Origin of the sequence: Mesorhizobium sp. M1078 (genome assembly GCF_040318615.1) — a bacterium.
In the GTDB taxonomy this organism is placed as follows: Bacteria; Pseudomonadota; Alphaproteobacteria; order Rhizobiales; family Rhizobiaceae; genus Mesorhizobium.
Map to the genome: position 1 here is coordinate 1 of NZ_JAMYMP010000052.1, position 26,104 is coordinate 26,104.

Annotated in this window: 19 protein-coding genes, 1 tRNA gene and 1 pseudogene; 6 read left to right on the forward strand and 15 right to left on the reverse strand. The window is 63.4% G+C overall.

What is annotated here, in order from left to right; translation table 11 throughout:
• The 5 genes from NKH38_RS31330 to NKH38_RS31350 all read right to left on the reverse strand — a co-directional run.
• Positions 1-759: ABC transporter substrate-binding protein (locus tag NKH38_RS31330; protein WP_352904780.1), on the reverse strand; the 759-nt coding region annotated here is incomplete at its 3' end.
• A 270-nt stretch (positions 760-1,029) separates the two neighbouring features.
• Positions 1,030-2,088 carry an alpha/beta hydrolase gene (locus NKH38_RS31335; protein ID WP_352764620.1) on the reverse strand — a complete coding sequence of 353 codons (1,059 nt, stop codon included), beginning with the start codon at positions 2,086-2,088 and terminating at the stop codon, positions 1,030-1,032.
• Between the two features lie 3 nt (positions 2,089-2,091).
• The gene (locus NKH38_RS31340; RefSeq protein ID WP_023730522.1) at positions 2,092-2,769 is read right to left on the reverse strand and encodes an isochorismatase family protein; all 678 of its coding nucleotides are present in this window, start codon (positions 2,767-2,769) and stop codon (positions 2,092-2,094) included.
• Between the two features lie 406 nt (positions 2,770-3,175).
• The gene (locus tag NKH38_RS31345) at positions 3,176-4,480 is read right to left on the reverse strand and encodes a M24 family metallopeptidase (RefSeq protein ID WP_352764623.1); all 1,305 of its coding nucleotides are present in this window, start codon (positions 4,478-4,480) and stop codon (positions 3,176-3,178) included.
• Between the two features lie 299 nt (positions 4,481-4,779).
• Positions 4,780-5,676: a GlxA family transcriptional regulator gene (locus NKH38_RS31350; RefSeq protein ID WP_352764644.1), complete on the reverse strand. Its 897-nt coding sequence runs from the start codon at positions 5,674-5,676 to the stop codon at positions 4,780-4,782.
• Between the two features lie 183 nt (positions 5,677-5,859).
• Between NKH38_RS31350 and msrC the strand changes: the two genes are divergently transcribed.
• Positions 5,860-6,357: a free L-methionine (R)-S-oxide reductase MsrC gene (gene msrC / locus NKH38_RS31355; RefSeq protein WP_352764625.1), complete on the forward strand. Its 498-nt coding sequence runs from the start codon at positions 5,860-5,862 to the stop codon at positions 6,355-6,357.
• Here msrC and NKH38_RS31360 read toward each other — a convergent pair.
• Both NKH38_RS31360 and NKH38_RS31365 read right to left on the reverse strand, forming a co-directional pair.
• On the reverse strand, positions 6,354-7,388 hold the full coding sequence (locus NKH38_RS31360; RefSeq protein ID WP_502896662.1) for a YeiH family protein: 1,035 nt from the start codon (positions 7,386-7,388) through the stop codon (positions 6,354-6,356). The genes msrC and NKH38_RS31360 overlap by 4 nt on opposite strands.
• A 246-nt stretch (positions 7,389-7,634) precedes the next feature.
• On the reverse strand, positions 7,635-10,361 hold the full coding sequence (locus tag NKH38_RS31365) for an autotransporter domain-containing protein (RefSeq protein ID WP_352764631.1): 2,727 nt from the start codon (positions 10,359-10,361) through the stop codon (positions 7,635-7,637).
• A gap of 742 nt (positions 10,362-11,103) precedes the next feature.
• On the opposite strand from NKH38_RS31365, the gene NKH38_RS31370 reads away from it, so the two are divergent.
• The 3 genes from NKH38_RS31370 to NKH38_RS31380 all read left to right on the forward strand — a co-directional run bounded on the left by NKH38_RS31370 (position 11,104) and on the right by NKH38_RS31380 (position 13,517).
• Positions 11,104-11,571, forward strand: a complete 468-nt coding sequence (locus NKH38_RS31370; protein ID WP_352515336.1) for a GNAT family N-acetyltransferase — start codon at positions 11,104-11,106, stop codon at positions 11,569-11,571.
• A gap of 13 nt (positions 11,572-11,584) precedes the next feature.
• Positions 11,585-11,968, forward strand: a complete 384-nt coding sequence (locus tag NKH38_RS31375; protein WP_023736418.1) for an ACT domain-containing protein — start codon at positions 11,585-11,587, stop codon at positions 11,966-11,968.
• A gap of 115 nt (positions 11,969-12,083) precedes the next feature.
• The gene (locus tag NKH38_RS31380) at positions 12,084-13,517 is read left to right on the forward strand and encodes an aldehyde dehydrogenase family protein (RefSeq protein WP_352764634.1); all 1,434 of its coding nucleotides are present in this window, start codon (positions 12,084-12,086) and stop codon (positions 13,515-13,517) included.
• 63 nt (positions 13,518-13,580) lie between these two features.
• Here NKH38_RS31380 and NKH38_RS31385 read toward each other — a convergent pair whose 3' ends face one another.
• From NKH38_RS31385 to NKH38_RS31420, 8 genes and pseudogenes are all read right to left on the reverse strand, one after another.
• Positions 13,581-14,891, reverse strand: a complete 1,311-nt coding sequence (locus NKH38_RS31385; protein ID WP_023689671.1) for an HlyD family type I secretion periplasmic adaptor subunit — start codon at positions 14,889-14,891, stop codon at positions 13,581-13,583.
• On the reverse strand, positions 14,888-16,624 hold the full coding sequence (locus NKH38_RS31390) for a type I secretion system permease/ATPase (RefSeq protein ID WP_023698050.1): 1,737 nt from the start codon (positions 16,622-16,624) through the stop codon (positions 14,888-14,890). The genes NKH38_RS31385 and NKH38_RS31390 overlap by 4 nt, the downstream gene beginning before the upstream one ends.
• Before the next feature lie 35 nt (positions 16,625-16,659).
• Entirely contained in the window at positions 16,660-17,082 is a 423-nt protein-coding gene (locus NKH38_RS31395; protein ID WP_023682883.1) for a hypothetical protein, read from the reverse strand.
• Positions 17,083-17,156: 74 nt separating this feature from the next.
• Positions 17,157-20,497: pseudogene (locus NKH38_RS31400) on the reverse strand (M10 family metallopeptidase C-terminal domain-containing protein).
• 290 nt (positions 20,498-20,787) lie between these two features.
• The gene (locus NKH38_RS31405; RefSeq protein ID WP_023730530.1) at positions 20,788-21,291 is read right to left on the reverse strand and encodes a hypothetical protein; all 504 of its coding nucleotides are present in this window, start codon (positions 21,289-21,291) and stop codon (positions 20,788-20,790) included.
• Between the two features lie 398 nt (positions 21,292-21,689).
• Positions 21,690-22,316: a hypothetical protein gene (locus NKH38_RS31410; RefSeq protein ID WP_027049613.1), complete on the reverse strand. Its 627-nt coding sequence runs from the start codon at positions 22,314-22,316 to the stop codon at positions 21,690-21,692.
• 9 nt (positions 22,317-22,325) lie between these two features.
• Positions 22,326-22,399, reverse strand: a tRNA-Gln gene (locus NKH38_RS31415).
• Positions 22,400-22,545: 146 nt separating this feature from the next.
• On the reverse strand, positions 22,546-23,478 hold the full coding sequence (locus tag NKH38_RS31420) for a lysylphosphatidylglycerol synthase domain-containing protein (RefSeq protein WP_352639649.1): 933 nt from the start codon (positions 23,476-23,478) through the stop codon (positions 22,546-22,548).
• A gap of 351 nt (positions 23,479-23,829) precedes the next feature.
• Between NKH38_RS31420 and NKH38_RS31425 the strand changes: the two genes are divergently transcribed.
• Positions 23,830-25,173, forward strand: a complete 1,344-nt coding sequence (locus tag NKH38_RS31425) for a Ppx/GppA phosphatase family protein (RefSeq protein ID WP_352764639.1) — start codon at positions 23,830-23,832, stop codon at positions 25,171-25,173.
• The gene (locus NKH38_RS31430) at positions 25,170-25,892 is read left to right on the forward strand and encodes an RlmE family RNA methyltransferase (protein WP_023711559.1); all 723 of its coding nucleotides are present in this window, start codon (positions 25,170-25,172) and stop codon (positions 25,890-25,892) included. The genes NKH38_RS31425 and NKH38_RS31430 overlap by 4 nt, the downstream gene beginning before the upstream one ends.
• Positions 25,893-26,104: the final 212 nt, after the last annotated feature.

The following is a 26,104-nucleotide window of genomic DNA, read 5'->3' on the forward strand; positions in this document are numbered from 1 at the left end:
GGGATTTACATTCCCATTAACAACAGAAATGTTAACGCCGTACCAGATGACAAGTACGAAAGGGCCGGTGTTGATCGCCAGCGCCTTCATCGGGTCGTCGCCGCCCTCATAGGAGCGGTGCATGATCAGCGCGGGATAGTCGGCCATGCCGGCGATCAGCGAAATGTCGGGTTTCGGCAGATTGAGCTTTACGGTGAAGTCGTCGACCTTCTCGATGCCGCCATCGACCGGCTTCTTGGTGTCGGCATTGACCAGCGCGCCCATGCGTGCGGCGACCGAATTGCCGGCGACGGAAGCATCGCACCAGCGGCTGAGATTGTGGATGACGTCATCGGCGTTGAAGGCGTCGCCATTCGACCAGGCGATGCCCTTGCGCACATGCAGCGTCAGCGTCTTGGCGTCGTCGCTGGTTTCCCAGCTTTCGAGCAGCCACGGCTCGAAGGTGAAGTCGCGGTTCCAGCGCACCAGATATTCGTTGCAATGGCGCGCCACATTGGACATCTCGACACCGTCGAAGGTGCGCGGATCCTTGAAACCCTTGACGTTCATGGCGACGCGCAAGGTGCCGCCGCGCTTCGGCTCCTCTGCCCGGGCGGGCGACGCGCTGAGGCCGCCCAATGCCAGTGCTCCGGCCGCGCTGACGCCGAAGCCGGCCATGATGGCGAGATATTCGCGCCGGTTGACGCCGCCTTTCCTGAAATCATCGGCAACGGGCTTCGCCTGCGGGTGCAAATTGCGGTCGGTCAGCATGAATTTCATCGTTGTTCCCTCTTTTGTTGGGCGCCCCGACGGTCCGCCTCCGCTGGGGGGCGGATGCGATCATCGGGCGCCGTTGCCTGAGCAGGTGATGATAAAGCGGGCCGATCCCGGGAAATGTTCTCATTTCCGCAATTCTTGTGCGCCACTCCGCAGAGGTAGACGGACAATCTCCCCCCTTGTGGGGGAGATGTCCGGCAGGACAGAGGGGGGCGCTGTCCCGCCATCCCGTCTGCCGACTGGAGTATCTTCACAGATAATCGTTGCGTTGATTTAGGATACTGAAGGGCCGCGATCCTTCGCGCCCCCCTCTGGCCTGCCGGCCATCTCCCCCACGAGGGGGGAGATCAGCGCTTCATCGTTCTTGCCGAGCACTGCGACGGCGGCGATGGCCGCAAGCGTGCACACGAACGCCTCGCCGGCGCGCGGAACACTTTTGCGGGCGCGCAGAAAACTGTGCACCAGCCGCGGCTCCTCATACCACCAGGCGCGGCCGCCGGCGGCAACGACGCGGTCGCGATAGGTCTCGCCGTCCGACGACAGCGGATCGCACTGGGCAGTGATGATGACAGTCGGCGGCAGGCCGGAGAAGTCATTGTCGCTCAGCGGCGAAAAAGTCGGGTCGTCGGGCGGCTGTGCCGGGGCGGAGCGAATGTTGCGGTAGAACGCGATGTCGCGCAGTGTCAACAGCGGTGCGTCGGCATGTTCGACATAGGAGCCGGCACTCTCGTCGCCGCCGAGGCCGGGATAGATCAGCACCTGGCCGACCGCCCGGCGCAGGTGGCGGCGCGAGGCGTGCGCGACCGCGGCGGCAAGGTTGCCACCGGCGCTTTCGCCGACAAGCACGATCGGCAGGTCCGTTGTCACAGCCGCCCATTCGAACACGGTCAGCGCGTCGTCGAAGGCGGCCGGGTGCGGATGCTCCGGCGCCAACCGGTAGTCGGCCAAGACAACGTCGAAACCGGTGCCGGCGCAGATCTCGGCGCAGATGTCGTCATGGCTGTCGAGCCCGCCAAGCACAAAGCCGCCGCCATGATAGTAGACGATGACGGCGCGCACGGGCTTGCCCGCCATCCGGTAGTAGCGGATCGGGATGGCGTGTCCTTCATCGGCGGCGATGATGCCGTCGCTGGCCGAAACCCCCTTGGGATAACCCTGATGGAAGGCGCGGCACATCGCATCATAGACCGACCTTTGCTCGGCGATCGGAAGTTCGGCGGTCTCTGGCGGGAACCAGTCATTGACCAGGTCGATATACTCCCACAGCGCCGGGTCGAGCAGGGTGGCGTATTTCCCCCGCCTGGCGGTCTTGAGCTTGTGGATCGTGCCCATCTCTCAGATCTCGCCGTAGAGCCGTTCGGCGTTTTCAAAGGTGAAGCGCAGCGGCACCGAGCCCTCGACCCGCCATGCATCGACGGTGTCGCCCGCCATCAGCCGGCACGCGTCTATCGTGTTGGTGACGGCGCCGCCATAGAGCCGGTTGGCAAGGTTGAGGATGGCGGTCTGGTGCATGGCGGCACTGCCGCTGCCGCAGGCATCCTTGACCAGAAGCACACGAAAGCCGGATGCGACCGCGTCCTTGACGGTGGCGTCGATGCAGGCCTCGGTCCAGACGCCGGCGACGATCAGCCATTCGATGCCGCGCGCCTTGAGTTCGGTTGCGGCTGGCCCGGCGCCGAAGGCGCTGGCCTGCGTCTTGACCAGCATCGTCTCGCCGGCCGCGGCCGCCACTTCCGGGCAGATTTCCGTCAGCGGATCGCTCTTGTCGGAAAAAGCCGACTTGCCGTCGGCATCGAGCGGATGGAACGGCCGCGCCTTGGCGGTATCGACGACATAGGCCCAGTGATACAGCGGCACGAAGTTGCGCCGCGCCGCCGCCTGCAGGCGCTGGACGTTGGCCAGCACCTCGCCAAAACCTTCGACCAGATAGCGCTTGTCCTGCCGATGCTCTTCCTGGAGGTCGATGAACGCCGCGGCGACCGTGCCGCGTTTGATCGAGATGGGGCTTTTCATGCGGATAGGCCTTGGTTCGCGACCAACGCCGCCGCTCTTCTCGCAAGGGCAGCGCAAGCGATGGAGATTGGTCGTCGTCCTCCGAACTTCGTCATCCCAGGGCGAAGCAGCCGCGCAGCGGCGTCGCGGAGACCCTGGGATCCATTCCGTGACGTCGACCGTGCAGTGCAACTGTGCAGGATCTGCACCGTTGCGGCGCTCTGGAGTCCATGCCGTGACATTGGCCAAGGAATGCGGCGGAGCAGAACTTGCTCCGTTGCGGCGCGGAGGAGTCCCGGCATGGATCCTAGGGTCTGCGCCGCGTCGCTGCGCTCCTTGCTTCGCCCTAGGATGACGAAGGCATAGCTGCCGCGACTATTCCCGAAGGTTTGCGATACCGCGCTGACGTTAGTGAGGGACGCTGCGATCAAACCTGCTTCTCCAGAAATTCATCCTCGTAGGGAAAGCGCGACAGAAGCTCGGTGCCGGTGTCGGTGATCAGGATCTCGTCCTCCAGCTTGACGCCCTCGCGGCCGCCTTTCTCGCCGATATAGCTTTCCACGCTCACCACCATGCCGGGCACGACAACACCGTCGCGGCCGTAGGTTTCATAGTCCATGGCGTGCGCTATGAACGGCGTCTCGCCATGCATGCCGACGCCGTGCATCACCGAGGTATAGCGCTGGTCGACGAAACGGTCCGGGATTTTCCACGCCTTTTCGGCGATCTCGCGAAAAGCCATGCCCGGCCTGACGATCGAAATGTTGTGCTGAACCTGGTCGTGCGCCATGCGGTAGAGCGATTTCTGATAGCCGGTCGGCTTGCCCGGCCCGCAGCGGAAGGTGCGCGAAAAATCGGAATAATAGCCATAGCAGCCGATCGTATCGGTATCGAGCGCCAGAAGCTCGCCCGGCCGGATCTTGCGGCCGCTGGCCTCGTTGAACCACGGATTGGTGCGCTGTCCCGAGGTGAGGAGCCGCGTCTCGATGAACTCGCCGCCCTGGCGGATCACCTCGCCATACATGATGGCGAACAGCTCATTTTCGGAGACGCCGGGTTTTATCGCCTTGCGCACGGCGTAGACGGCGGCTTCCGCACCCGCCATCGACACCTGCAGGCATTTGACTTCCTCGGGCGTCTTGACCGCCCGCACCGCCAGGATTTCGCCCTGACAATCCCTGACGTCGCAGCCGCGCTTTTCCAGCGCCAGCGCCTGCAAATGGCTGCAGCGGTCGAGCCCGAGCTTCATCGAGCCGCCGCCGTGCTTCGTCAAAAGCTCGGCGATCTCGTCGGCGAAGGGGCCGGCGGTTTCGTCGTCGCGGCCCGACACCGAAGACCATACCAGCTTGGACGGCCGCGCCTCGTCGATCGTGTCGAGCACCATCGAGACATGGTAGCTCTGCGGGTACTCGAACAGCACGATCGGCCCGTCGGTGGGGATGAAGAAATACCGCGTCGAGTTGCGCAGGAAATAGCCGAACATGTTGCGCGAGCCGGTGGCGTAGCGCTGGTTGTAGGGGTCGAACAAAACGACGCCCCCATAGCCCGCCTCGCGCATCCAGCCGCGCAGTTTCGCCAGCCGCCCTTTGCGCAAGGCGTCGGCATCGATGAAGGACGGCTCGGTATCCGACAGCCACATGCCGCCGGCGGAGTCGGCCGCGACCGGGTGGCGCATGCGGTCCTTGAAATCCACATCCTCGGTGCTGTCCGGGTCGAAAACGACGATGCTCATGGTGCGCCTCCTGAAGACCTGAACATAGCTACGAACCGCAGAATGTCTGTGCGAGAATCCGCAGATGTCGTGCGAAATGCCGCAGTAGAAGTCGTTCGGCAACGATCCGTCACACCCCCCTCTGGCCTGCCGGCCATCTCCCCCGCAAGGGGGGAGATTAGCAGCTTCGCTGGCCGCGTCAGCACCCCAGCGTTGGTGATTTCCGAAAACCGCCGAGCTCCCAATCTCCCCCCTTGCGGGGGAGATGCCCGGCAGGGCAGAGGGGGTGGGCGGGAACTCGGCGTGGCCGATAAGCGTCCCTAATGCCGCCGCATCGCCTTCGGCGCGTGGCCATGCTCTTCGCGAAAAGCCCTGGCAAAACTCGACATCGAGGCGAAGCCGCAGGCCAGCGCCACGTCTCGCACCATCAGCGTCGAATGCGCCAGAAGGTCGGCGGCGCGCCGCAGCCTGAGGCGACGGTAGTAGCCGTTGGGCGAAATGCTGAGCTCGGTGCGGAAATTGCGCTCCAGCTTGTCGGAGGAGACACCGAGCCTTGCCGCCAGCTCCGTCATGCCGAGCCGCTCTTCCACCGCATCCTCCATGATGGCGATGGCCGACAGCACCAGTTCGTTCTGGACGCCGGTGCGCAGCCTGAGCGGCATCAGCTTGCGGTCGACGCTCGAACGCAAGGGGCTGTGCACGAACCATTCGGCAACGCCCGCCGCGAGCTCGCCGCCATAATCGTTGGTGATGATCTCCAGCATCATGTCGAGGCTGCCGACGCCACCGGCCGAGGTGAAGCGCTTGCGGTCGATGACGTAGAGATCGCGCCGGAGCTCGATATCCGGGAAGGCCTCGGTGAATGCCGCCTGGCTGGTCCAGTGCAAGGTGCAGGCATGGCCGTCGAGCAGGCCGGCCCTGGCGAGGAAGAAGGCGGCGTCGGCCACCGCGCCTATGTGAGCGCCGGCGCGCAGGCTCTTGCGCATCCAGGCAACCGCATCGTCGGCGACGACGAGGTCGGCATTGCCGCCGGAGCAGACGACGATGCGGTCGACCTTCGGCGCGCCGAACGCTGAGAATCCCGGTTGTATGACAACCCCATTGGATGCCTCGACCGTGCCCTGGTCGGCGCCGACGATCACCCAGCCGTAACAATCGCGTTTGGCCAGCACATTGGCGGCGCGCAGCGGCTCGATCACCGAACTGAACGCCATCATCGGAAAGCCGGGAAAGACCAGAACGGCGAAGGTGAGGGGACCTTCGCTCGCTGCGGGTTGCGCCCGGTCGTGTGTTTGGCTGGCACGGTCGGTATTCACAATTGTGTATTTCCTGGGAGCGTCATTGGTGGCAGACAGGAAATGTAACGGGCTTTTTGGCCCGCCGGCAATGGAGACGACGCCATGTTTGCGGCCCAGACCATCGACAGCACCGACAAGCCGGCCTTCTACCGCGAACTGGCCACCCAGTTGAAGGCGCTGCTGGAAGGCGAGAGCGACTCCGTCGCTAACGCCGCCAACACATCGGCGCTGATCTTCCAGATGGTGCCCGATCTCAACTGGGCCGGCTTCTATTTCCTGGCGTCGGACGAGGAGCTGGTGCTTGGACCGTTCCAGGGCAAGCCGGCCTGCGTGCGCATCGCCGTCGGCAAGGGCGTGTGCGGCACCGCCATCGATCTCGAAATGTCGATGCTGGTCAAGGATGTGCATGAATTTGCCGGCCACATCGCTTGCGACGCCGACTCGCGCTCGGAACTCGTCGTGCTGCTGAGGGACAATGACGGCGTCTTCGGCCTGATCGACCTCGACAGCCCGACGCCCGGCCGCTTCGACAAGGACGACCAGGCCGGCATCGAGGCGCTTGCCGCGATCTATGTCGCGGCGCGTTCGTTCGAGGATTAAGCGAACTTCACCAGCATCAGGCTGAAGCAGCCGATGAACAGGAAGGCGCAGGAGGCGAGCGCCAGCGGGCGAAGGCCGCGCGAGCGCAGCTGCGAAATGTTGGCCTGCAGACCCATGGCGGCGAGCCCCATGGTCAGCATGATGGTGGTGGCGAACGCCATGGCCGACTTCACTTCGGCCGGCACGGCAACCAGGCTGTTCAGCGCCACGACGGCGATGAAAGCGGCGACGAACCACGGCATCGGCGGCCGCGCACCGGATTGGTCGCTTGGGCGATCGCCATTGCTCTTGCGGCGCGCCATCAGGCCGAGCGCGATGACCATCGGCGCCAGCATGGCGACGCGGGTCAGCTTGGCGACGGTGGCGATCTCGCCGGACTGGGCGCCGTTCTGGAAGCCGGCGCCGATGACCTGTGCCACCTCGTGGATCGAGGCGCCGGCCCACAGGCCGAATGCGTGCTGGTCGAGGCCGAGCGCCGGCGCCAGCAGCGGAAAGCCGAGCATGGCGACGGTGCCGAACAGCGTGATCGAGGCGACGGCATAAGTGACGTCCTCGTCACGCGCATCGGTGACGATGTTGGTGGCAACGATCGCCGAAGCGCCGCAGATCGAGGTGCCGGCGGCAATCAGCTGCGCCAGCTTGGCGTCGACGCCGATCAGCCGGCCAAGCGTGATGGTGAAGACGAAGGTCGCTCCAAGGGTCAGCGCCACGATGCCGACGCCGCCGGCGCCGATGGAGACGACCTGGCCGAGCGTCAGCTGAAAGCCGAGCAGCACGATGGCAAAGCGCAGCAGGCGCTTCTGCGAGAAGGCGATGCCGGCCTTGGCGTGGGCGGGGGTGCCGAGCACGTTGGAATAGATCAGGCCGGCGACGACGGCGAGGATCATCGGGCTGAACAGCGCGAAGCCGGAGACATTATGAGCCGAGAAGGCCACCCCCGTGATCATCGCCACCAGCACGATACCGGGGATGACGCCATTCCACACGGAATCGAGCCGCTTCCCGCCCACGGCCAGGTCGGCGGAAATCATGCTGATCGGAATATCGTTCGCTAGCTGGGCGGCGGCAGACAATGCAATTCTCCAGGCAAGTACCTCAGGAGAATGTCATTCCAGAATCGATCTTTCCAACGAATTGTTCTTGTTGGAATGATCGATTTTTGTGAACGTTTAGGGCGGCCGAGGTCAGAATGAGAGAGCGGCCGGGCGAAACCTGGAGCCGCCCTAGATCATGATGAATTCCCATCACGATCTAACCCCACTTTTTGGGATCATGCCCTAGTATTTCATCCCAATTCGCGCGGCGATCGTATGGTCCTGGCTGTCGCCGTTGCTGCCGACCGCGGTGCTGTAGTTCAGCCCGAAGGCAATACCGCCGATTTGCGCATCGACGCCGAGCCCGATTGACAAATAGTCGTTGGAAAAGGCATCTGCGTCCAGCGCGTAGGGCGTGGTGCCGATATCGGCATAGCCGAGGCTGACGCGGCTGGAGCCGGCAAAGTCGTGCGTATACTCAAAGCGCGCGCGCGGTGTGAGCAGACCCCAGCTGGTAGGAATGTTGTTCTCGATGCGCAGGCCAAGGGTGCCCGACAGCGTGTCGACGGTCTGCTTGCCGAAGGTCAGATTATAGATGTCGCCACCCGTCTCGGTGAAGCCGCCAAGCGTGGAGTGGGACCCCGACAGACGTCCATAGGGTGATATCAGAGAGTCCGGCCGGCGAAATTCGTAGCCCGCCGTCAGCGACCCGAAGACCTGGCTTCCGTCGCGCGTTCCAGACGCGAAATCGCCGGTATCGGTCACATAGCGCTCACTGTCGAAATTGAGGGCGCCATAGCCGGCAAGGCCATCGACAAAAAAACCTGGCGCCGGGCGGTAGCTGCTATAGGCGGCGACCGAGATGGCATGGGCGCGGCTTTCGGTGCCGTTGCTCCCGACGTCGGTGACGTCATGGCCATAGCCAAACCCGAGACCGGCGGTGAAGGTCGGGGAAAAGCGGTAGTCGGCACCGACGCTCACGCCGACCAGCGTATGGTCGAGCTTGATGGCTCCATCGTCATCGGTGCCGAAATTGACGTAGCCGCCGCTCCAGAAGGCCAGTTCGCCAAATGGGTTCTCGGCCGGCAGTGACGACGTCTGGGTGTCCACGTCCGTGCCAGTTGAAGACTGTCCGGTCTTGATCGGCGACGCGCCGGTCGAGGTCCTGTCCTGCTTTGCGTTGGCGTTGGGCTGAATGCGCTCCGGATTGGGCGCTCCGTAAGTGGACTGCGACGATGCCGTGGCGATTGCGGCGAGCGCCGGATCGTTCGCCGCATTCTGCTGCTGAGCGTATGCGTCGGGATTGTCCGACGATTGCTGGACGGCAACGCTGAGGCCTATCGAATTGTGGCGCTGGTCGCCCTCATTGTGGAGCTGTTCCAGCCTCTGTCCAAATCCCTGGATCTGAATGTCGGCGAAGTGCTTTGCCGCCTCCACCTGTGCCCGAATCAGGCCGATCACTTCCGGATCGCGGGAGGGGTCGGGCCGTGCCGTGACGTTGATGGTCACGGTTGCCGGAGGTGACGTTCCGTCGGCATTCGAGAGCGTGTAGGTCAGGCTGGTTGTGCCGGCAAAGGCGGCTGCCGCGGCAAACTGCAGGATATAAGCGCCGCCATCGGGCACAATGGAAGCCGTGCCCGCTTCGCTCGGCGGCGGCGAGGCAATCGTGGCGCTGGTAAACGGCCCATTCGTAGCCCCTTGCGTCAGGTCGAGGGACCCGGTCGTTCCGGCCATCACGTCCAGCGTGTGGTCCTGTGCCGACGGCAAGTGGATCTCGACGACCACAGTGTAGTCACGTTGGCCGGTAAAGCCGTTGCTGTCCGTGGCCCGCACCGTAAAATCGTAATTGGCCGCGACAGTGGGTGTGCCAGCCAGTGTACCCCCAGGCGAGAGTGCGAGGCCGGGAGGCACCGAGCCGGAAACCACGGTGAAGGTGTAGGGTGCGGCGCCGCCATTGGGGCTGCTTGCGGTGATGGTCTGGCTGTACGGCGTGCCAATATGTGCATTCGGCAATGTTGCCGGCGAAAACTCCACCGTCACCGTGGTGCAGGACAGGACAAGATTGGTCACGTCGGCTCCCGCCACCGTGCCCGAGGCCGTCGTGACCGTGCATGTCTGGTCGGCCGGCTTGGCAGTAACCTCAACGCTCCAGTTGGAGCCGGTCAGCAGGCCATCCGCAAAGGCAAAGGTGGTATCGCCGACATTCACGTCCCTGGTTTGCGTCCCTGCCGGCGAGCTTGATGTCAATTTCAAACTCACCGTCCCGGTCTGACCGCTCGCCGTGCCGCTGATCACATAGAGCGGCTCATCAAAACAGATCAATGCGGACCCATCGCCTGAATTGACGCCTTCCGCCACCGCAGCCGATTGCAGCGAGCCGGCATCCGATGATCCGCCGCCGCCGCCGCCGCCGGCGCCGTTCCAGTTCTGCTGGCACGAGGTCGTGCCGACGCCTGCGCCGCCACCACCGCCGCCGACAGTAGCCCCGCCACCGCCGCCACCAGCATATCCGGCGCCCAGGAAAGACCCTGAGAAATTTCGTGCAGTTCCGCCTTGGCCATTTGTCTGACCGGCCGTGCCAGGAAAACTATCGCACCCAGCGCCGATCGCGCCACCGGCACCTACAGTGCCACCTTCACCGCCAAAGGGGCCAAGGCCGCCCGAAACATCGGTTCCTGCCGAGCCGGATCCCCCGCTCTTGCCACCGGCGCCACCAGCTATCGAATTTGTAGTGTGCCAGCCCCCGTTGCCACCGCCGCCACCGCCGCCAGCAATTGCCAGGCGGGTTCCGCCCAGCCGCAGGTCGGTCGCCCCGCCACCATTGCCGCCGTCGGGAGTACCGCTCGCGCCACCGGGATTGACCGCGAGCGAGCCACGGCCGCCAACGCCGACAGAAAGGATGTCACCCGGCGCGACAGTCAAGGAACCGCTCACCTGGCCGCCGAGCCCGCCGGCGCCGCCTGGGCTCAATGGGCTGCCCCCGATGGTGCCGGCGCCGCTCTTGCCAACCCCGCCTTGCGCTCCCTTGAGGTATACTGTGGCGGAATGGGTGTTGCCAGGAACCGAGATGGACTGGTCGCCGCCAGTAAAGCTAAAAGCATGAGCTGTCTGTGTGGGACTACAAGACTGCCCGAGCGCTGACGTCGTGCCCGCGAGCGCGTAGACGACCGTCATCGCGCCTAACAAACGTGAGATTGTACGCTTTGCCAGCCCTCGATGCATGGCGCCCCCCCCGTCAGCCCGTCCAGTGCTTCTCCGCTTATATTATGATGCCAAGATTAGATCAAATAGAAATTTGAACCAATGGTAGGTTGAATGTCCAACAATATTAGCTGTTGCTGTTTTTTTGTACGCGTACGAGAGCCCTACTCGACGGCGCAGCAGTTTAGGCGAGCAACCACCGCGCAAGGTGAAGACTGGCGTTGCCTGGCAGTACACTTATGGCCTTGCCGGCGCCGCCCGCTCTAGCCGCGCGGGTCAACTCGGAGGCTGGGCCAACGCCAAAATCTTGACAGCGCCGCGCTTCCTGCTCCAGCGTGGCGTCATGTTCGTTTTCTCGTTCGCCATCGCCAAGCGACGCCGTTCCTGCACCACGCAGCGCGGCAAGCTGTTTGCGCGACGAAAAGGACCGGCCCAATAAAATTCCGGTTCGTTCGTTCCAGCCCCGCCCGCGACGTCTGCCGGCGGGGTTTTCATGTCTGGAGCCTTTGCCATGTCCAATTCTTCCATCCTGTTTCGGCCGGCCCAACCGGCGGACGCTGCCGCCATCAGGGACATTGTGCGTGCCGCCTATGCCAAATGGGTGCCTCTGATCGGCCGCGAGCCGCTGCCGATGCGCGCCGACTATGACAAGGCGGTCGCCGAACATCCGTTCGATCTCGCCATCGAAAATGGCCGCATCGTCGGCATGATCGAGACCATGCCGGCCGACGATCATCTCTGGATCGAGAATGTCTGCGTCGCGCCACAGGCGCAGGGCAGGGGCATCGGCCGGCTGTTGCTGGAACGGGCGGAGCAGAAGGCGCTGGAGGCCAGCTGCTTCGAGCTGCGCCTGCTGACCAACGGCGCCTTCATGGCCAATGTGTTGTTGTACAAACGGCATGGCTATACGATCGACCGGGAGGAGCCGTTCATGAACGGCATGACGGTCTATATGAGCAAGAAACTGGGTGGCCGATAACAGGGAGGATCGGATGGCAGTCAGGGTCCGGTTGAAGCCGCTCACGGGGCGGTATGCGGTTTCGCGCCTCGAAGCAAAAGACAGCATTCCCGGCTGGGCGGACGGGCCGGGCTTCGTCAGCATCACCAGGACAGAGGACGAGCTTTCGGTCGTCTGCCTGCAGGATCGGGTGCCGGACGGGGTGAAGCATGACAGGGACTGGGTCGCCCTGAAACTCCAAGGTCCCTTTGCCTTCGACGAAACCGGCATCGTCGTGTCGGTGATAAAGCCATTGTCGGAAAGCGAACTCGGCATTTTTCTGGTATCCACCTTCGATGGTGACCATCTGCTCGTCAAAGCCAAGGATGAAGCCGCGGCAAGGGGGCTTCTGGTCGCGGCGGGGCACACGCTTCTGTAGCCGTAGGCTCAATCGCCCGCCCTTGCGTTTGACATCGCTCTCGCCCCATCGTTATCCCCGATACGACGATCTGGCGATCGCCCCCATCAATTCAGAATCCCCCGAGGAGAAGCCCGTGTCACACAATCTGCAGTTCTATATCGACCGCGTGTGGGTCGATCCTGTCGTGCCCAGCACACTCGACGTCATCGACCCGTCAAACGAAGATGCTTTCGCGCAGATTTCGCTCGGCTCAAAGGCCGATGTCGACAAGGCGGTTGCGGCCGCCAAGCGCGCCTTCGAGACATTCGGCTTCACTTCGGTCGAGGAGCGCCTCGATATCCTCAACCGCATAATCGAGGTCTACAAGAAGCGCAGCGCCGATCTGGCGCTGGCCGTATCGCGCGAGATGGGCGCGCCGCGCCAGATGGCACTCGACAGCCAGGTCGGCATTGGCCTGGCACATCTGCGGAAGATGGCCGAGGTGCTGAAGTCGTTCGAATTCCGCCACGTCAAGGGCTCGTCGCTGATCGTCAAGGAGCCGATCGGGGTCGTCGGCCTGATCACGCCGTGGAACTGGCCGCTGAACCAGATCACCTGCAAGGTCGGCCCCGCCCTTGCCGCCGGCTGCACCATGGTTCTGAAGCCCTCGGAAATCGCCCCGCTCGACGCCATCATCTTTGCCGAAATCATCGACGAGGCAGGCGTTCCCAAGGGCGTCTTCAACCTCGTCAACGGCGACGGCCCGGGCGTCGGCCAGGCGCTGTCCAGCCATCCCGATGTCGACATGATGTCGTTCACCGGGTCGACCCGCGCCGGCATCCTGGTCGCCAAGGCGGCCGCCGACACGGTCAAGCGCGTGCATCAGGAACTCGGCGGCAAGTCGGCCAACATCCTGTTTCCCGATGTCGATCTCGAAAAGGCCGTCAGCAAGGGCGTCGCCGGCTGCTTCAGCAACTCGGGCCAGTCCTGCAACGCGCCGACCCGCATGTTCGTGCCGCGCGACCGCCATGACGAGGCGACCGGCTACGCCAAGACGGCGGCCGAAAAATTGACCGTCGGCCCGGCCGATGCGGCCGGCACCAAGCTCGGCCCGGTGGTCAGCCAGATCCAGTTCGACAAGATCCAGGACCTGATCCAGGCCGGCATAGATGAAGGCGCCACGCTGGTCGCGGGTGGACCGGGGCGTCCGGCCGAGCTCAACCGCGGCTACTATGTCCGCCCCACCGTGTTCGCCGACGTCACATCAGACATGCGCATCGCGCGCGAGGAAATCTTCGGGCCGGTGCTGGCGATCATGCCTTACGACACAGTGGAAGAGGCGATCGGCACCGCCAACGACACTGTCTATGGGCTGGCGTCCTACATCCAGGCCAAGGATATCGAGAAGGCCCGCGAAGTCGCCGCCCGCATGCGCACCGGCACTGTCTACATCAACTATCCGCAATGGGACGCCGGCCTGCCATTCGGCGGCTACAAGCAATCCGGCAACGGCCGCGAATACGCCGAATACGGGCTGGAGGATTTCCTCGAGATCAAGGGCATCGCGGGGTATAAGGCAGCGGAGTAGGGGCTACCCCTTGGGGACCGGCAACCAGCCGGTCCCGAGGCTTCAGCTCTCAAAGGTGCGGCTTCACTCTTCCCGGAAAGCTTTCTGGATCTGATCCGACAGCGGCTTCACCAGATAGGAAAGCATCGTCCGGTCGCCCGTCGGGAAGAACACTTCGGCCGGCATGCCTGGCGCCAGCGCCAGCCCGCGCAGCTTGGCGACCTCGGTTTTGGGCAGCGTCACCCGCGCCACATAGAAGGCTGCTCCGGTGCGCTCTTCGATGGTGAGATCCGCCGAGATCCGCGACAGCGTCCCGGTCAGCTCCGGCGTGGTTTGCCGATTGAAGGCCGACAGGCGCAAAATCGCATTCTGGCCCATCGTCACCTGGTCGATATCCTGCGGTGCGATATGCGCTTCAACGGTCAGGTCGTCCGTCACCGGTACGATCTGCATCACCTGTTCGCCGGGGGTGATGACCCCGCCGATCGTATGCACCGCCAACTGCAGCACCACGCCATCCTGCGGGCTGCGCAGATCGATGCGCTTCAACTGGTCCTCGGCCGCTACCTTGCGTTCGACGAACTCGGAGATCTTTCCCTGGGTATCGCGTAAATCGGTCGCGACCTCGCTGCGAAGATCCTGGTCGATCTGGATGATCTGCAGTTCGATCTCGGACGCCTTGCCTTTCACCTGGGCAATTCCCGCGGTCAACTGGCCATGCTCGCCTTCGAGCCGCACCGCGTCCCGTTCCAGCGACGTCATGCGGTCGATTCCTATCAGCTTGCGATGCCAGAGCGACCGCACACCTTCCAGCTCGATCTGGATCAGCTCGATCTCGCGGCGTTTCGCCTGCAGCTGCTCGGTCAGGCCGGCACTCTCCTGCTTCAACTGCGCGATCCGTTCGCGCAATTGCGATCGCTGGCCAGACCGCGCCTGGTGCCGGAAATCGAACAGCGATTGTTCTCCGGCCATCGATGCGGCGACACCGGCTTCGTCGCGCCGCGATGTCAAAACGTCCGGAAAGCTGATCGTGTCCTTGCCGTCACGCTCCGCCTCCAGGCGCGCCAACCGTGCATAAAACTCATCCAGACCTTTTGAGACGATCGCCAGATTGGCGCGTGTTGTCGTTTCATCCAGCCGCACCAGAATATCGCCCGCCTTGACCCGGTCGCCTTCACGCACCCTGATCTCGCCGACCACGCCGCCCGTCGGATGCTGAACTTTCTTTACATTGGAATCGACCACCAGCCGGCCAGCTGCGATCACCGCACCCGACATCTTGGTCACTGCCGCCAGGCCGCCAACACCTCCGACAAGCAGCAGACAGGTAGCAACGCCAGCCACGAGATAGCGGCGGACCTGCCGATGATGCAAAGCGGATCTGTCCTCGCTCATGCAGGAACGCCTCTCTCCGTGGCGGCAACGACCTTGAGCGGTGCCGCCGATCGGAAGACCTTGTTCAGCACCTCATCCTTCGGACCGAAGGCCTGCACATGGCCATTGGCCATCACCAGCACGGTGTCGACATTGGCCAGCACACTGGATCGGTGCGCGACGACGATAACGATGCCGCCGCGGTCCCTGATGCCCTGGATGGCGGCGGACAAGGCCACTTCACCCTCTGAGTCGAGATTGGAATTCGGCTCGTCCAGGATGACTAGGAAGGGATCGCCATAAAGAGAGCGGGCAAGGGCGACACGCTGGCGTTGCCCCGCCGACAGCGAGGCGCCGGCTTCGCCAACCTTTGTGTCGTAACCGTCGGCCAGATGCACGACGAGATCATGCACGCCGGCGGCCTTGGCTGCCGCAAGCACCATGTCGGACGACGCATCCGGGTCGAAGCGGGCGATGTTCTGCGCAATCGTGCCGTCGAACAACTGCACATCCTGCGGCAGATAGCCGATATGTTTACCCAGCTCGTCGGCCGGCCACTGGTCAAGCGTCGCGCCGTCCAGCCGCACGGCGCCGCGCGCCGGAAGCCAGACACCTGCAAGCGTACGCACCAGCGATGATTTGCCGGAAGCACTCGGGCCGATGACCCCCAGGCCTGCTCCCCTGGCCAGTGAAAAACTTGCATCCCACACCACCGGCGTGCGTTCGCCCGGCGGGGCGACACTGACATTCTCGACCGCCAGCGCGCTGACAGGCGCGGGCAGGGTCACGCCGGTTGCGCCTTCCGGCAGCGCGGACAGAAGCTGCTTCAGGCGTGCCCAGCTTTGCCGCGCTGAAATGAAGCCCTTCCAATGCGCTATCGCCAGTTCGATCGGAGCCAGCGCCCTGCCCATCATGATCGAGCTTGCGATCATGATGCCGCCGGTCGCCTCTTGCTGGATGACCAGATAAGCGCCGATCGCCAGCATTGCCGATTGCAGCATCAACCGCAGGATCTTGGAAATCGTGCCAAGCGTTCCCGCGACATCGCTGGCCGCCGCATGGGCGTTCAGGTACTCGGCATTGACGGCAGACCACCGCTCGGCGATACGCCCGCCAAAACCCATGGCCTGCATGGCTTCGGCATTGCGCCTTGTCGCTTCGGCCAACGTGCTGCGAACGGCCGCGTGCTGTCCGGCGATCCTTGTCGGGCCGCGGGTCCGGAATTCGGCCAGAAGCGTCAGTGCAAACAGGACAACGGCGCCGGCAAGCGCGGTAACGCCGATCCAGAAATGAAAAATGAAACAGATGCCGATATAAAGCGGCATCCATGGCAGGTCGAACAAAGCGGTCGGTCCGGCACTGCCGATAAAGGAGCGGACCTGATCGAGATCCCGTAGGGGTTGCAGCCCGTCGCCGGAAGGCTTGGCGCGCAGCGGCAGGCGCATCAGCGCCGAATAGACCGACGGGCTCAGCTTTGCGTCCAACCCCTGTCCCAGCCGCACCATGAGGCGAGAGCGGATCAGCTCCAGCACTCCCTGAAACACGAACAATGTTCCCGCAAGCACCGCCAGGCCGACCAGCGTCGGCACGCTGCGACCCGGAACGACGCGGTCATAGACTTGCAACATGAAGAACGAGCCGGTCAGGGTCAGCACGTTGACGACCCCGCTCATCAGGACGATGCCCGAAAACGCACGTCGAAAGGACGCCAGGATTCCGACCAGCGTAAGCGGCGTCGATGGCGTCAGCTGCATGCAGGCTCGCAATCAGGGTATGGCATCTCGTCCCTTCAATAGATAACTGCCTTGAGTGTGACATGGACGGGCAAGCCGGCCTGGAACTGCGCGCTGCCCCGCGCCACCAGCCAGCCGTCCGCACGCTCCAGGCGCGCAACGACCTGCAGCGTTGGTGAAGCGGTCGAGCTTGCGGGCAGGGGCAAGGAAAATTCTATGGTCTTTGAGCCGCCCTCGCTCTTGAGGCTGGTTTTGGCGGCGCGGCGTCGCCCACTGTCCTGAATGGCGGGATCCTCAAGATAGATCTCAAGATGACCTTCCGGGATAGCCTTGCCGCCCACAAAGGTGACGGCGCCGCGAATATCTGTTGCGCGAATATCTGGCGCGCGAATATCTGGCGATTGCGCTGCCGCTGCCCCGGTGGCCGCGGCGACTGCCGCAACTCCGGCGGCCATTAACACTGTGCGGCGGTCGGTCATCGCGTCCTCTCCCTTTTCACTGCGCTGGGGTATGCGGGAGGGGAGCCTGACGGCACCCCTCCCCCGGCAACGCGTTAGATGACAATGAAGTCTGCAGCCGAAAGATCCAGATTTGTGTTCAGGTGTGCAAACTGAACGGCTGCTCCCTGTCCGGAACCATCGGCGTCGTAAGACAATATTCCACTGTCGGTGTCGTAGATGATGCGGTCGTCGGCATCATGAGCAACACCGGCTGCGCTCTTGTAGAATGAGCCCAAAGCGAGGGCGCCGTCGCCGCCAACGCTGGCAAAGATGAGGTTGTCCAGCAGGATCGTATCGTCGGCGACCTTGAAGTCCTTGATCCAGTCGATATTGCCGTTCCCGAGTTCTGTCGAGAAGCGGAAATAGTCGTCGCCGGCGCCGCCGGTCAGCGTATCGGCAGCCAGCCCGCCATCCAAAAGGTCGCTGCCGCCGCCGCCATTGAGCGCATCGGCGCCCGCAACGCCCGGCTGAGCTGGTGCCGGCGGGAATTCGACCGATACGTTCAGCTTGTAAGTCGAGCCCTCCGGCACGGATTCCACCCAGCCATCGCCGGGAGCGGAGTCCGACCATTCGCCCTCCACAATATAGTAGGTTCCGGTTTCCTGAACGATGAAGCTGGTGCTCGAATCGCGGCCGTTGTTGGAGCCGGGGTCGTTGCCGCCATCGTCGTTCTGGGCGACGATATTGCCATCGCTGTCCAGCACCCTGACGATGCTGTCATGGACATTGGGGTCGGCAATGCCATCGATGTCGATGGTGATGATCGTGCCGGCGGCCAGGTTGATGCTGTAATATCCGCCGAGGCCGTTTCCGGTGGCGTTGACGGTGGTGTGAAGGGTGGTCGTCGAATCGAAGATGTCGGGGTCAGCCGTCAGCGAGAAGTTGTTCGAGATGTCGAAGGCGGTCGAGACCGAATTGTTGGTCGCGTCCGGTCCGAGCGTGGCGTAGCCGGTGCCCATGCCCGGGCGTGGCGGAGCATCGCCCTGATAGGCGAAATCGCCGAGCAGGGTGTCATCGCCGCCGCCGCCGTCGATCTTGTCGGCGCCGCCCTGGCCGGTCAGCACATTGGCCGCGCCATCGCCGGTCAGGTGATCGTTGAAGCCCGAGCCAGCCAGATTTTCGATCGAGATATAGGTGTCGCCGCCGGATTTGCCGCCACCCAGCTTGAGGTTTTGCCCGATGGCCGCGTCGGCGTAGTCCGCCGTGTCGCTGCCGGCGCGCCATTCAATATATCGGCGCCGCCACCGCCGGTCAGCGTGTCGTTGCCGGCGCCGCCGGAAAGTTTGTTGGCCTGGGCGTTGCCGATGAGATGGTCGTCGAAGAACGACCCGACGGCGTTTTCGAATCCGACCAGGATGTCGTGCCGGATAACGGTGCCGCGCCCGACGATCTGCACCGGGCCATCGCCATCGCCGCCATTGGCCGTGCCATTGGCGAGGTCGATCGTCACGCTGGCGGAGCTGCCTTCGTAGACGACCGTATCGATGCCGGCGCCGCCATCCAGATAGTCCTGGCCGGCGCCGCCGATGATCGTGTCGTTGCCGGCTTCTCCGTACAGGATGTCGCCGTCATTGCCGCCATCCAGTATGTCGTTGCCGCCGCCGCCGTTGAAATAGTCGCCGCCGCCCCGGCCCCAGAAATGATTGGCCGCCGACGTACCGATGAAACGGTCGATGCGGTCATCGGAGCCGATCAGGTTCTCGATGCTGTAGAAGGTGTCGCCCGTGGCGGTTCCGCCGCTGGCCACGTTCGTCTCGAGGTTGACGAGCAGTTGGAAGGGGCTCTCCTTGCTGAAGTCTACCGTGTCGACGCCGGCGCCGCCCCTGAATATATCGACGCCATCCTGGCCGCTCAGCGTATCGTCGCCGTCGCCGCCGTCGAGGATGTCGTTGCCTTGGCCGCCGAGGATCGTATCGTTGCCGCGGCCGCCATAGAGCGTGTCATTGCCGTCGTCGCTCTCGGTCTGGTCTGGAAGGTCGGCGACATCGATGGTGTTGTTGATGTCGCGGCTGGCGAGCGAGTCGCGGCCGCCGATGATGAGGTCATCGCCGCCCTGGCCGAAGATCGTGTCGTCGCCGGCGCCGCCGTCGAGCGTATTGTTGCCATTGTCGCCGAAGATGACGCTGGTCATCGTGTTGTCGCCGATGGTCGGTGCGGTTTCGGTGCCGCCGTCTCCAGGCTGGAGTGTCGACTCGTCGGCGTAGATGATGTGTTCGACGTTGGCGATTTTCCGGATATTCAAGTTCCGGTTCAGCAGAACGACCGTGTCATTCCCGCCATTCGCTTCCTCGCGCACGATGTCGTCGAGGGAATCGACGAAGTAGGTGTCGTCGCCGCCATTGCCGGCCATGCGGTCGCCGCCGCCGCGGCCATCCAGCACGTTGGCTCCGTCATTGCCAATCAGGACGTCGTCATAGCTGCTGCCGATGCCGTTCTCGATGTAATAGTCGGTGCCATCGGCGTTGTGCCCGGCAAAGATCGACACATTGTTGCTGTGGCCGTTGACGCTGGAGAACTGTCCGGCGCGCAAATCGAGGATCGTGCCGGCCGTCGAGCCGGAGAAGTCTATCGTGTCGGTTCCGCCGGTGTCATGGATGACAAAACCGATATCGTGCTGCATGCCCGACGAGGTCAGCCGGTAGCCGTCCACGGCACTGCCGAAGCCGTAGACGTTGTCGCCCGTGTTGAGGTCGATATGCTGATAGGTGCGCACGCCGTTCTCGTCGACGGTGGAGAAAAAGCGGCGGATGACTGCCTCGATGTCGGCCATCATCGGCGTTGACGCCGACCAGCGGCTGGTTTCACCGACATCGATCCCGTCGAAATAGGACATGACGCTGTATTGCTGACGGTCGTAGGTCCAGGTCGCATTGTTCAGATAATTGATCTGTACGCCGCCGGGGCCGCTGTAATTGTAGAGCCCGGGGTGGTTCAACCCGAACTCATGACCGAATTCATGGATGAAGGAATCGAAGACATAGCCGCCAATATCCGTCTTGTTGACCTCGGTGTCGTGGAAACGCTGGCCGATGCTGACATAGCGGTCGTTGGAATAGGCGCTGCCGTCGTCCTCTTCGCCCAGTTCGGGGCTGACAACCTGCATCCAGTCCGTTGCGCTGTTGTATGGTGCATTGTCGACGATTTCGAACTTCAAAGGGGTGACACTGGCCCACATCTGCAAGGCGCCGATCGCGGCGGCCTTGTATTCGGGATGGTCATTGAGCTCGGAGACATTGATCCTCAGCGTTCCCGCCGCGATCGCCGGCGTTATCGACCGGTCCAGCGCTCCAAGGTAGGTGAGGAAGGCCCCGTAATCTTCGCTTTTGCCGTACGGGTTGTCCGGCGTCTGGTCGTTGACCCACCATTGATCGCTGGTTTGGCTTGGGTTCGGCATCCTTGGGACTCCTTGGTCTCGCAGCCGTGGCAATTACGGCTGTATGGTTTAGCAGTTGCCAACCACCGACAAGCATCGTTTGCGCTTGCCGGTCGAGCCCCGTCCCAGTGCCAACAATGCTATTGGAATCTTCGCTTGTCTAGCCTCTGTTCGCGCTCAGTACATGTGAAGGTTCTTGGGCGCGCTTGTACCGGCGGGTTTGAGATACTGGTTTGGTGTTAATTGAGCTATCGCTAATCTATGGTCGTACCTCGCCCGTAGGCACGAGGGGCTGAATGCACAGGCGTGCTTCAGGATCCCGTCCGGCGCGCGAAATGTTCATATGTCACGCGCCAGGGGTCGCTCTCCGCTCGTCTCTCCTCACCGATCCAGTGAAAGCTGCCGGCGGTGATCTCGGTGAACCGCCACCGAGCCTGCAGGCCGCGCGAGTCGGCGCCCATCTGGACGATGTCCTTGCCTTCGGCCCGCCCGATCTGGCGCGAGTAATCCTGGTTGAGCGGATCGCTCCAGATGATGTGCCAGCCACCCATCCCGGGATCGAAGACGCGCAAGGTCGTGCCATACATGGTGGACGGGGCAGGGCGCCTGGGCCTGATCCAGATGTCCTGAATGGCGCGGCCTTCGAGCACCCAGCCAAAGTGACACTCGCCATCCCATTTCTGAATTGTGCCGTCGTTGCGGTGGTGGAGCGTCTCCAAGTCCCAACTGCCGATCAACCATCCATACAGGTCCATGTCTTTCGCCCGGTCGGCTGGCGGACCTTCGGATGCGAGCACGGTGAGAAAGGTCATCATGATTGTCTCCAGGCAAGCCGCGCCGAAACGCTGGGCGTTTCAACCATCGCAGCGTTGCGGGTTGGGGGTCTTGGGAAAAGTTGCGGTAATGCTGCTGTGAAGGCACTTCCGCGTTCGCGCCATACCAAATCTATGCGTGAATGCTAATGTAGCGTCGGCGGGTACCCCAATGCCCGCCTGGCCGGCGCCTACTCAGGCAATCTCTTGATGAGCGGCGCCGGCCGCTGACTTGGGCGGCGACCAAATTCCCGCCGGAGGAATATGAGGCCTGGCGGGAGGGTTATCGCTGGGCAGTTTTGGTAAGCGTTCCGATACCGGTCTGTATCCCCAGAACGACAGCTGCCCAATCGCGCAGTTCCGGAGACGCATCGCTCAATTTCATGATCATTGGAACCCAATCAATTCTCGGGTGGCGCTTCATCTTCCCAGCCGGCCAGCTCCGGCAGGTCGTCAAGCCAGCTTTTCTCTGTGATCGAGGCTTCGCCGGCCTGCGGCACAGCCTCAGTCGCGTTTTGAATGAGCCAGTCCATCCACTTGCGATAGGCAGGCGGGGCCAATTCCGGCGGAAGCACCTTGGCCTTGGCCAGCATGCGTTTGCGGAAACTGACTTGACGGCGCAGTTTGGTCGTCGTGAACTTGATGGCCTTGCCCTGGTACTCGACCGACCAACGCCCATCGCCGTGGCTGGTCAGCCTGTCGAGGGCAAAACCGGCGTCGACCGGCCTGTCGCGCCAGGGAAGCTCGATGGCGTTCCGCCTCAGATCGAGAGCCCATCGCCGGTAGTCGGCCCCGGCACGCTGCGGCGGCAACACGCCAGCCTGTTCGAGGATTTTCCTGCGGAAGGTGGGCTGCTTCTTGATCTGGCCGGTGGTCAGCTCGATGCGGTGCCCACGGAACTCGACGTGCCAGCGGATCCTGCCGTTGCCGACATATTTTGCCAGCCTGTCGATGGCGAACTCGTCGTCGGACAACTCCACGCATCCCTGGCGGATGCGTTCGAGGATGTACTGGCTGTCAGTGGGCATGACGTGCCTTGGCTGGGGAACCTGGATTCGAACCAGGACTAACGGAGTCAGAGTCCGTGGGTCTACCGTTAACCTATTCCCCAGCAGGCGCTGTCGCGCTGGTGGGCCGCCGAAGCAGCCGCGCGTGCCTTGTAGCCGCCGCCGGAAAATAGTCAAGCCTGCGTTGCATTTCAATCTCGGTGTTTCATCAGCCAATTGCGCCAGGCGGGCGCTGTCGCCCGGCGCGACCTCAACTGTCCGTCCGGCTGTATTGCGAGTGCTCGAAGAACAGCACCACGCCAAGCGCGATCAGCAGCGGGATGATCAGGTAGAACAGCCGGAACACCAGAAGTGCGGCCAGCACGCCGACCGGGTCCATATCAGACAGGCCGGCGAGGAACACGACCTCGAACACGCCGAGCCCGCCCGGCGCATGCGAGATCTGCGCCACCGAGAACGAGACCAGGAACACGCCGAGGATGACGAAATAGCCGGGATTGCCGGCAACGGGCAGGGCAAAGAAGATAATCGCCGCCGCCGCCAAAAGCTCGATCGGACCGATCAGCAATTGCCGCGCCACGATCGGCAGCGCCGGATAGTGCAGCTGGAAGCCGGCGATCTTGAGGGGCTTCAGATGCAGCCAGCTGCCGAAGATGTAGGCGCCGACCAGGATCAGCAAAGCGATGCCGGCGGCGATCGCCAGCCCGTGGTGCGGGGCGCCGGAAAAGCGGTCGATGATTGCAGGCTCGAACACCAGCACCAGTCCGCCAACCAGAATGCTGGAGAGCACGAAGGTGATCCAGCAGATCGCCACCAGAATGCCGACGTCCTGGCCGGTGAGCCCCCTGGTGCCGTAGGCGCGGTAGCGGATCACGGCGCCCGAAAACACCGAGCCGCCAATGTTGTGCGACAGCGCATAGGTGGTGAAGGAGCAGAAGGTGACGAACAGCCACGAGACCTTTTTGCCGATATGCAAGAGCGCGATGTGGTCGTAGCCGGCAAGCGAGGCGTAGGCGACCACCGAGCTCAGCGCCGCCAGCACCCAGCCGCGCGTCGGGATGGCTGATATGCCGTCCCAGACATCGTCGATCGAGATGCCGCGCAACTCATGCCACAGCAGCAGCAGCGACCCGATGACCGCCGCGATGCCGATGACCGGCCACAGATAGCGCCTCCAACTCATGGAGTTCTCGTCATGCGTTGCTGCCCATCGCCCAGGCGGGCGTGAAAACGTCCGCGATTCACCAATATTCCCCCTCATTTCAGAAATGCCTCATTGAAGCTGGCTATTCAACCGGCAAGGGTGAGCAGCCGGTTCGCCAACGGCGAATTCATCGTGCCAGTGGCACGATGAAAGGCTAGCGAACGCCGGGACGCTGCAAAGCAGCGGGGACCTGGCAGGACGCAGCCGCCAAAATTTGACCCGCTGCTCTTGGTGATCCGGCCCGGCACTGCTACTCTGGCGGCAACTTAAAAGATTGAAGCGCCTGCTGCGTCCGGTTTTCCGGTTCGCGCGGCGCCGGAAGGAACTGAAGTGGAAGACCACGACACCGGCGCTGGCGCGCCGGAAGTGGGCGTGTCCAGGGCTTCGCCGCCGTCAGGCGGGCCAAGCCCATCCGCCGGGCGGCCCCGCCAGGCGGGGCCTCAGTCCGGTAACGGACAGGCCGGCGACGCCCAGCATCAGCGAGGCAAGGCGAGAAAGCGGCGCAAGCGCCGGCGTGGGCGCAAGGTTTTTGCGCGCGACGACAGCCCTCTCGCAACGGCCGCAGCGGTTAGTGCGCCGGCCTGCGTCGGCCCGGCCGCTCCAGCGCCGGTGCCTTTGCCCTCGGCGCCACAATCCCGACCGGAACAGTCAATGCATCGTCCGCCGATGCAGGAACTGCCGGTGTTTGCCGCGCTCGATCTCGGCACCAACAATTGCCGGCTTTTGGTCGCGGTGCCGCAGCGCCATGGCCAGTTCCGCGTCATCGACGCCTTCTCGCGCATCGTCAGGCTGGGCGAGGGGCTGACGGCGAATGGGCACCTGAGCCAGGCGGCGATGGACCGCGCCGTCGAGGCGCTGAAGATCTGCGGCGACAAATTGCGCAACCGCAAGATCAGGAAAGCCCGGCTGATCGCCACCGAGGCCTGCCGCACCGCCGACAATGGCGTCGAATTCCTGCAGCGCGTCGAACGAGAGGCGGGGTTGAAGTTGGAAATCATCGACCGCCAGACCGAGGCGCGGCTTGCTGTATCCGGCTGCGGCTCGCTCATCGAGCGCGACACGCAAGGCGTGGTGCTGTTCGACATTGGCGGCGGCTCGTCCGAAATCGCGCTGATCGACCTCACCGGCCAGCGCTCGCCGCGGCTGGCCAACCACATCGTGTCGTGGACGTCGCTGCCGGTCGGCGTCGTCTCGCTGGCCGAACGCTTTGGCGGCCGCACGGTGACGCGCGAGATCTTTGCCGCCATGGTCGAGGATGTCGCGATGCGGCTGAAGTCGTTCGACGGCCGCGACCGGCTGAGCCATGTGCTGGCCAGCCCGAAATTCCATCTGCTGGGCACATCCGGCACGGTGACGACGCTGGCCGGCGTCCATCTCGATCTCGAACGCTACGACCGCCGCCGCGTCGATGGGCTGTGGATGGACCGCGACAGCGTCGACCGCATGGTCGAAAAACTGGTCGGCTGGGACTTCCAGCAGCGCTGCGCCAACCCGTGCATCGGCGCCGACCGTGCCGATCTTGTGCTGGCCGGCTGTGCTATCCTGGAAGCCATCCGTGCGGTGTGGCCGTCGGAGCGGCTGCGCGTCGCCGACCGGGGCTTACGCGAAGGCATTTTGAGCGAGCTGATGGCCGATGACGGCGTCTGGCGCAACAGTGGGCGGGGCCGACAGTGACCAAGAAGCCGGAAAAGCCGGGCTCCGCCAGCATCCGCGTCCTCAAAACACGAATCAAGAAGAAGTCGGGCCTCAAAGAATCGTCGCGCCGCTGGCTGCAGCGCCACATCAACGATCCCTATGTCCAGAGGTCAAAAGCCGACGGCTATCGCTCGCGCGCGGCCTACAAGCTGATCGAGATCGATGACAAGCATCATCTGCTGAAACCTGGCATGAAGGTCATCGATCTCGGTGCGGCCCCCGGCGGCTGGTGCCAGGTGGCGGCCGCGAGGACGAAATCGACGGCTGATAATCCACATGTCATCGGCATCGACTATCTCGAAATGGATGCGGTGCCGGGTGCGCCGGTGCTGCTGATGGATTTCCTCGACCCGGAAGCGCCGCAAAAGCTCGCCGAGGCGTTGGGCGGCGACCCCGATGTCGTGTTGTCGGACATGGCCGCGCCGACCACCGGCCACAAGCGAACCGACCACATTCGTACCATGCATCTGTGCGAGGTGGCCGCCGATTTCGCGCTGTCGGTGCTGAAGCCGGGCGGGCACTTTTTGGCCAAGACGTTTCAAGGCGGCGCCGAAAACGAGCTGCTGTCGATGCTCAAGAAGAACTTCCGCTCGGTGCACCACGTCAAGCCGCCGGCGTCGCGCGATGAGTCGGTGGAACTGTATTTGCTGGCGAAGGATTTTAAGGGCAGAGAGCCACCAGTGGCATCGTCATCCTAGGGCGAAGCAAGGAGCGAAGCGACGCAGCGCAGACCCTAGGATCCATGCCGTGACGTTAACGCGTTGAAAACGCTGCACAATTCTGTGTCGCTGCATCCTTCGATCAAGATCACGGCATGGCAACTGTGTTCATGCGAATGCTTTTTTATCGCGAATGATGGCGTTGAGGGCGACGAGAAGCTTTCTTGCGACGGCGATGATGGCGAGTTTCT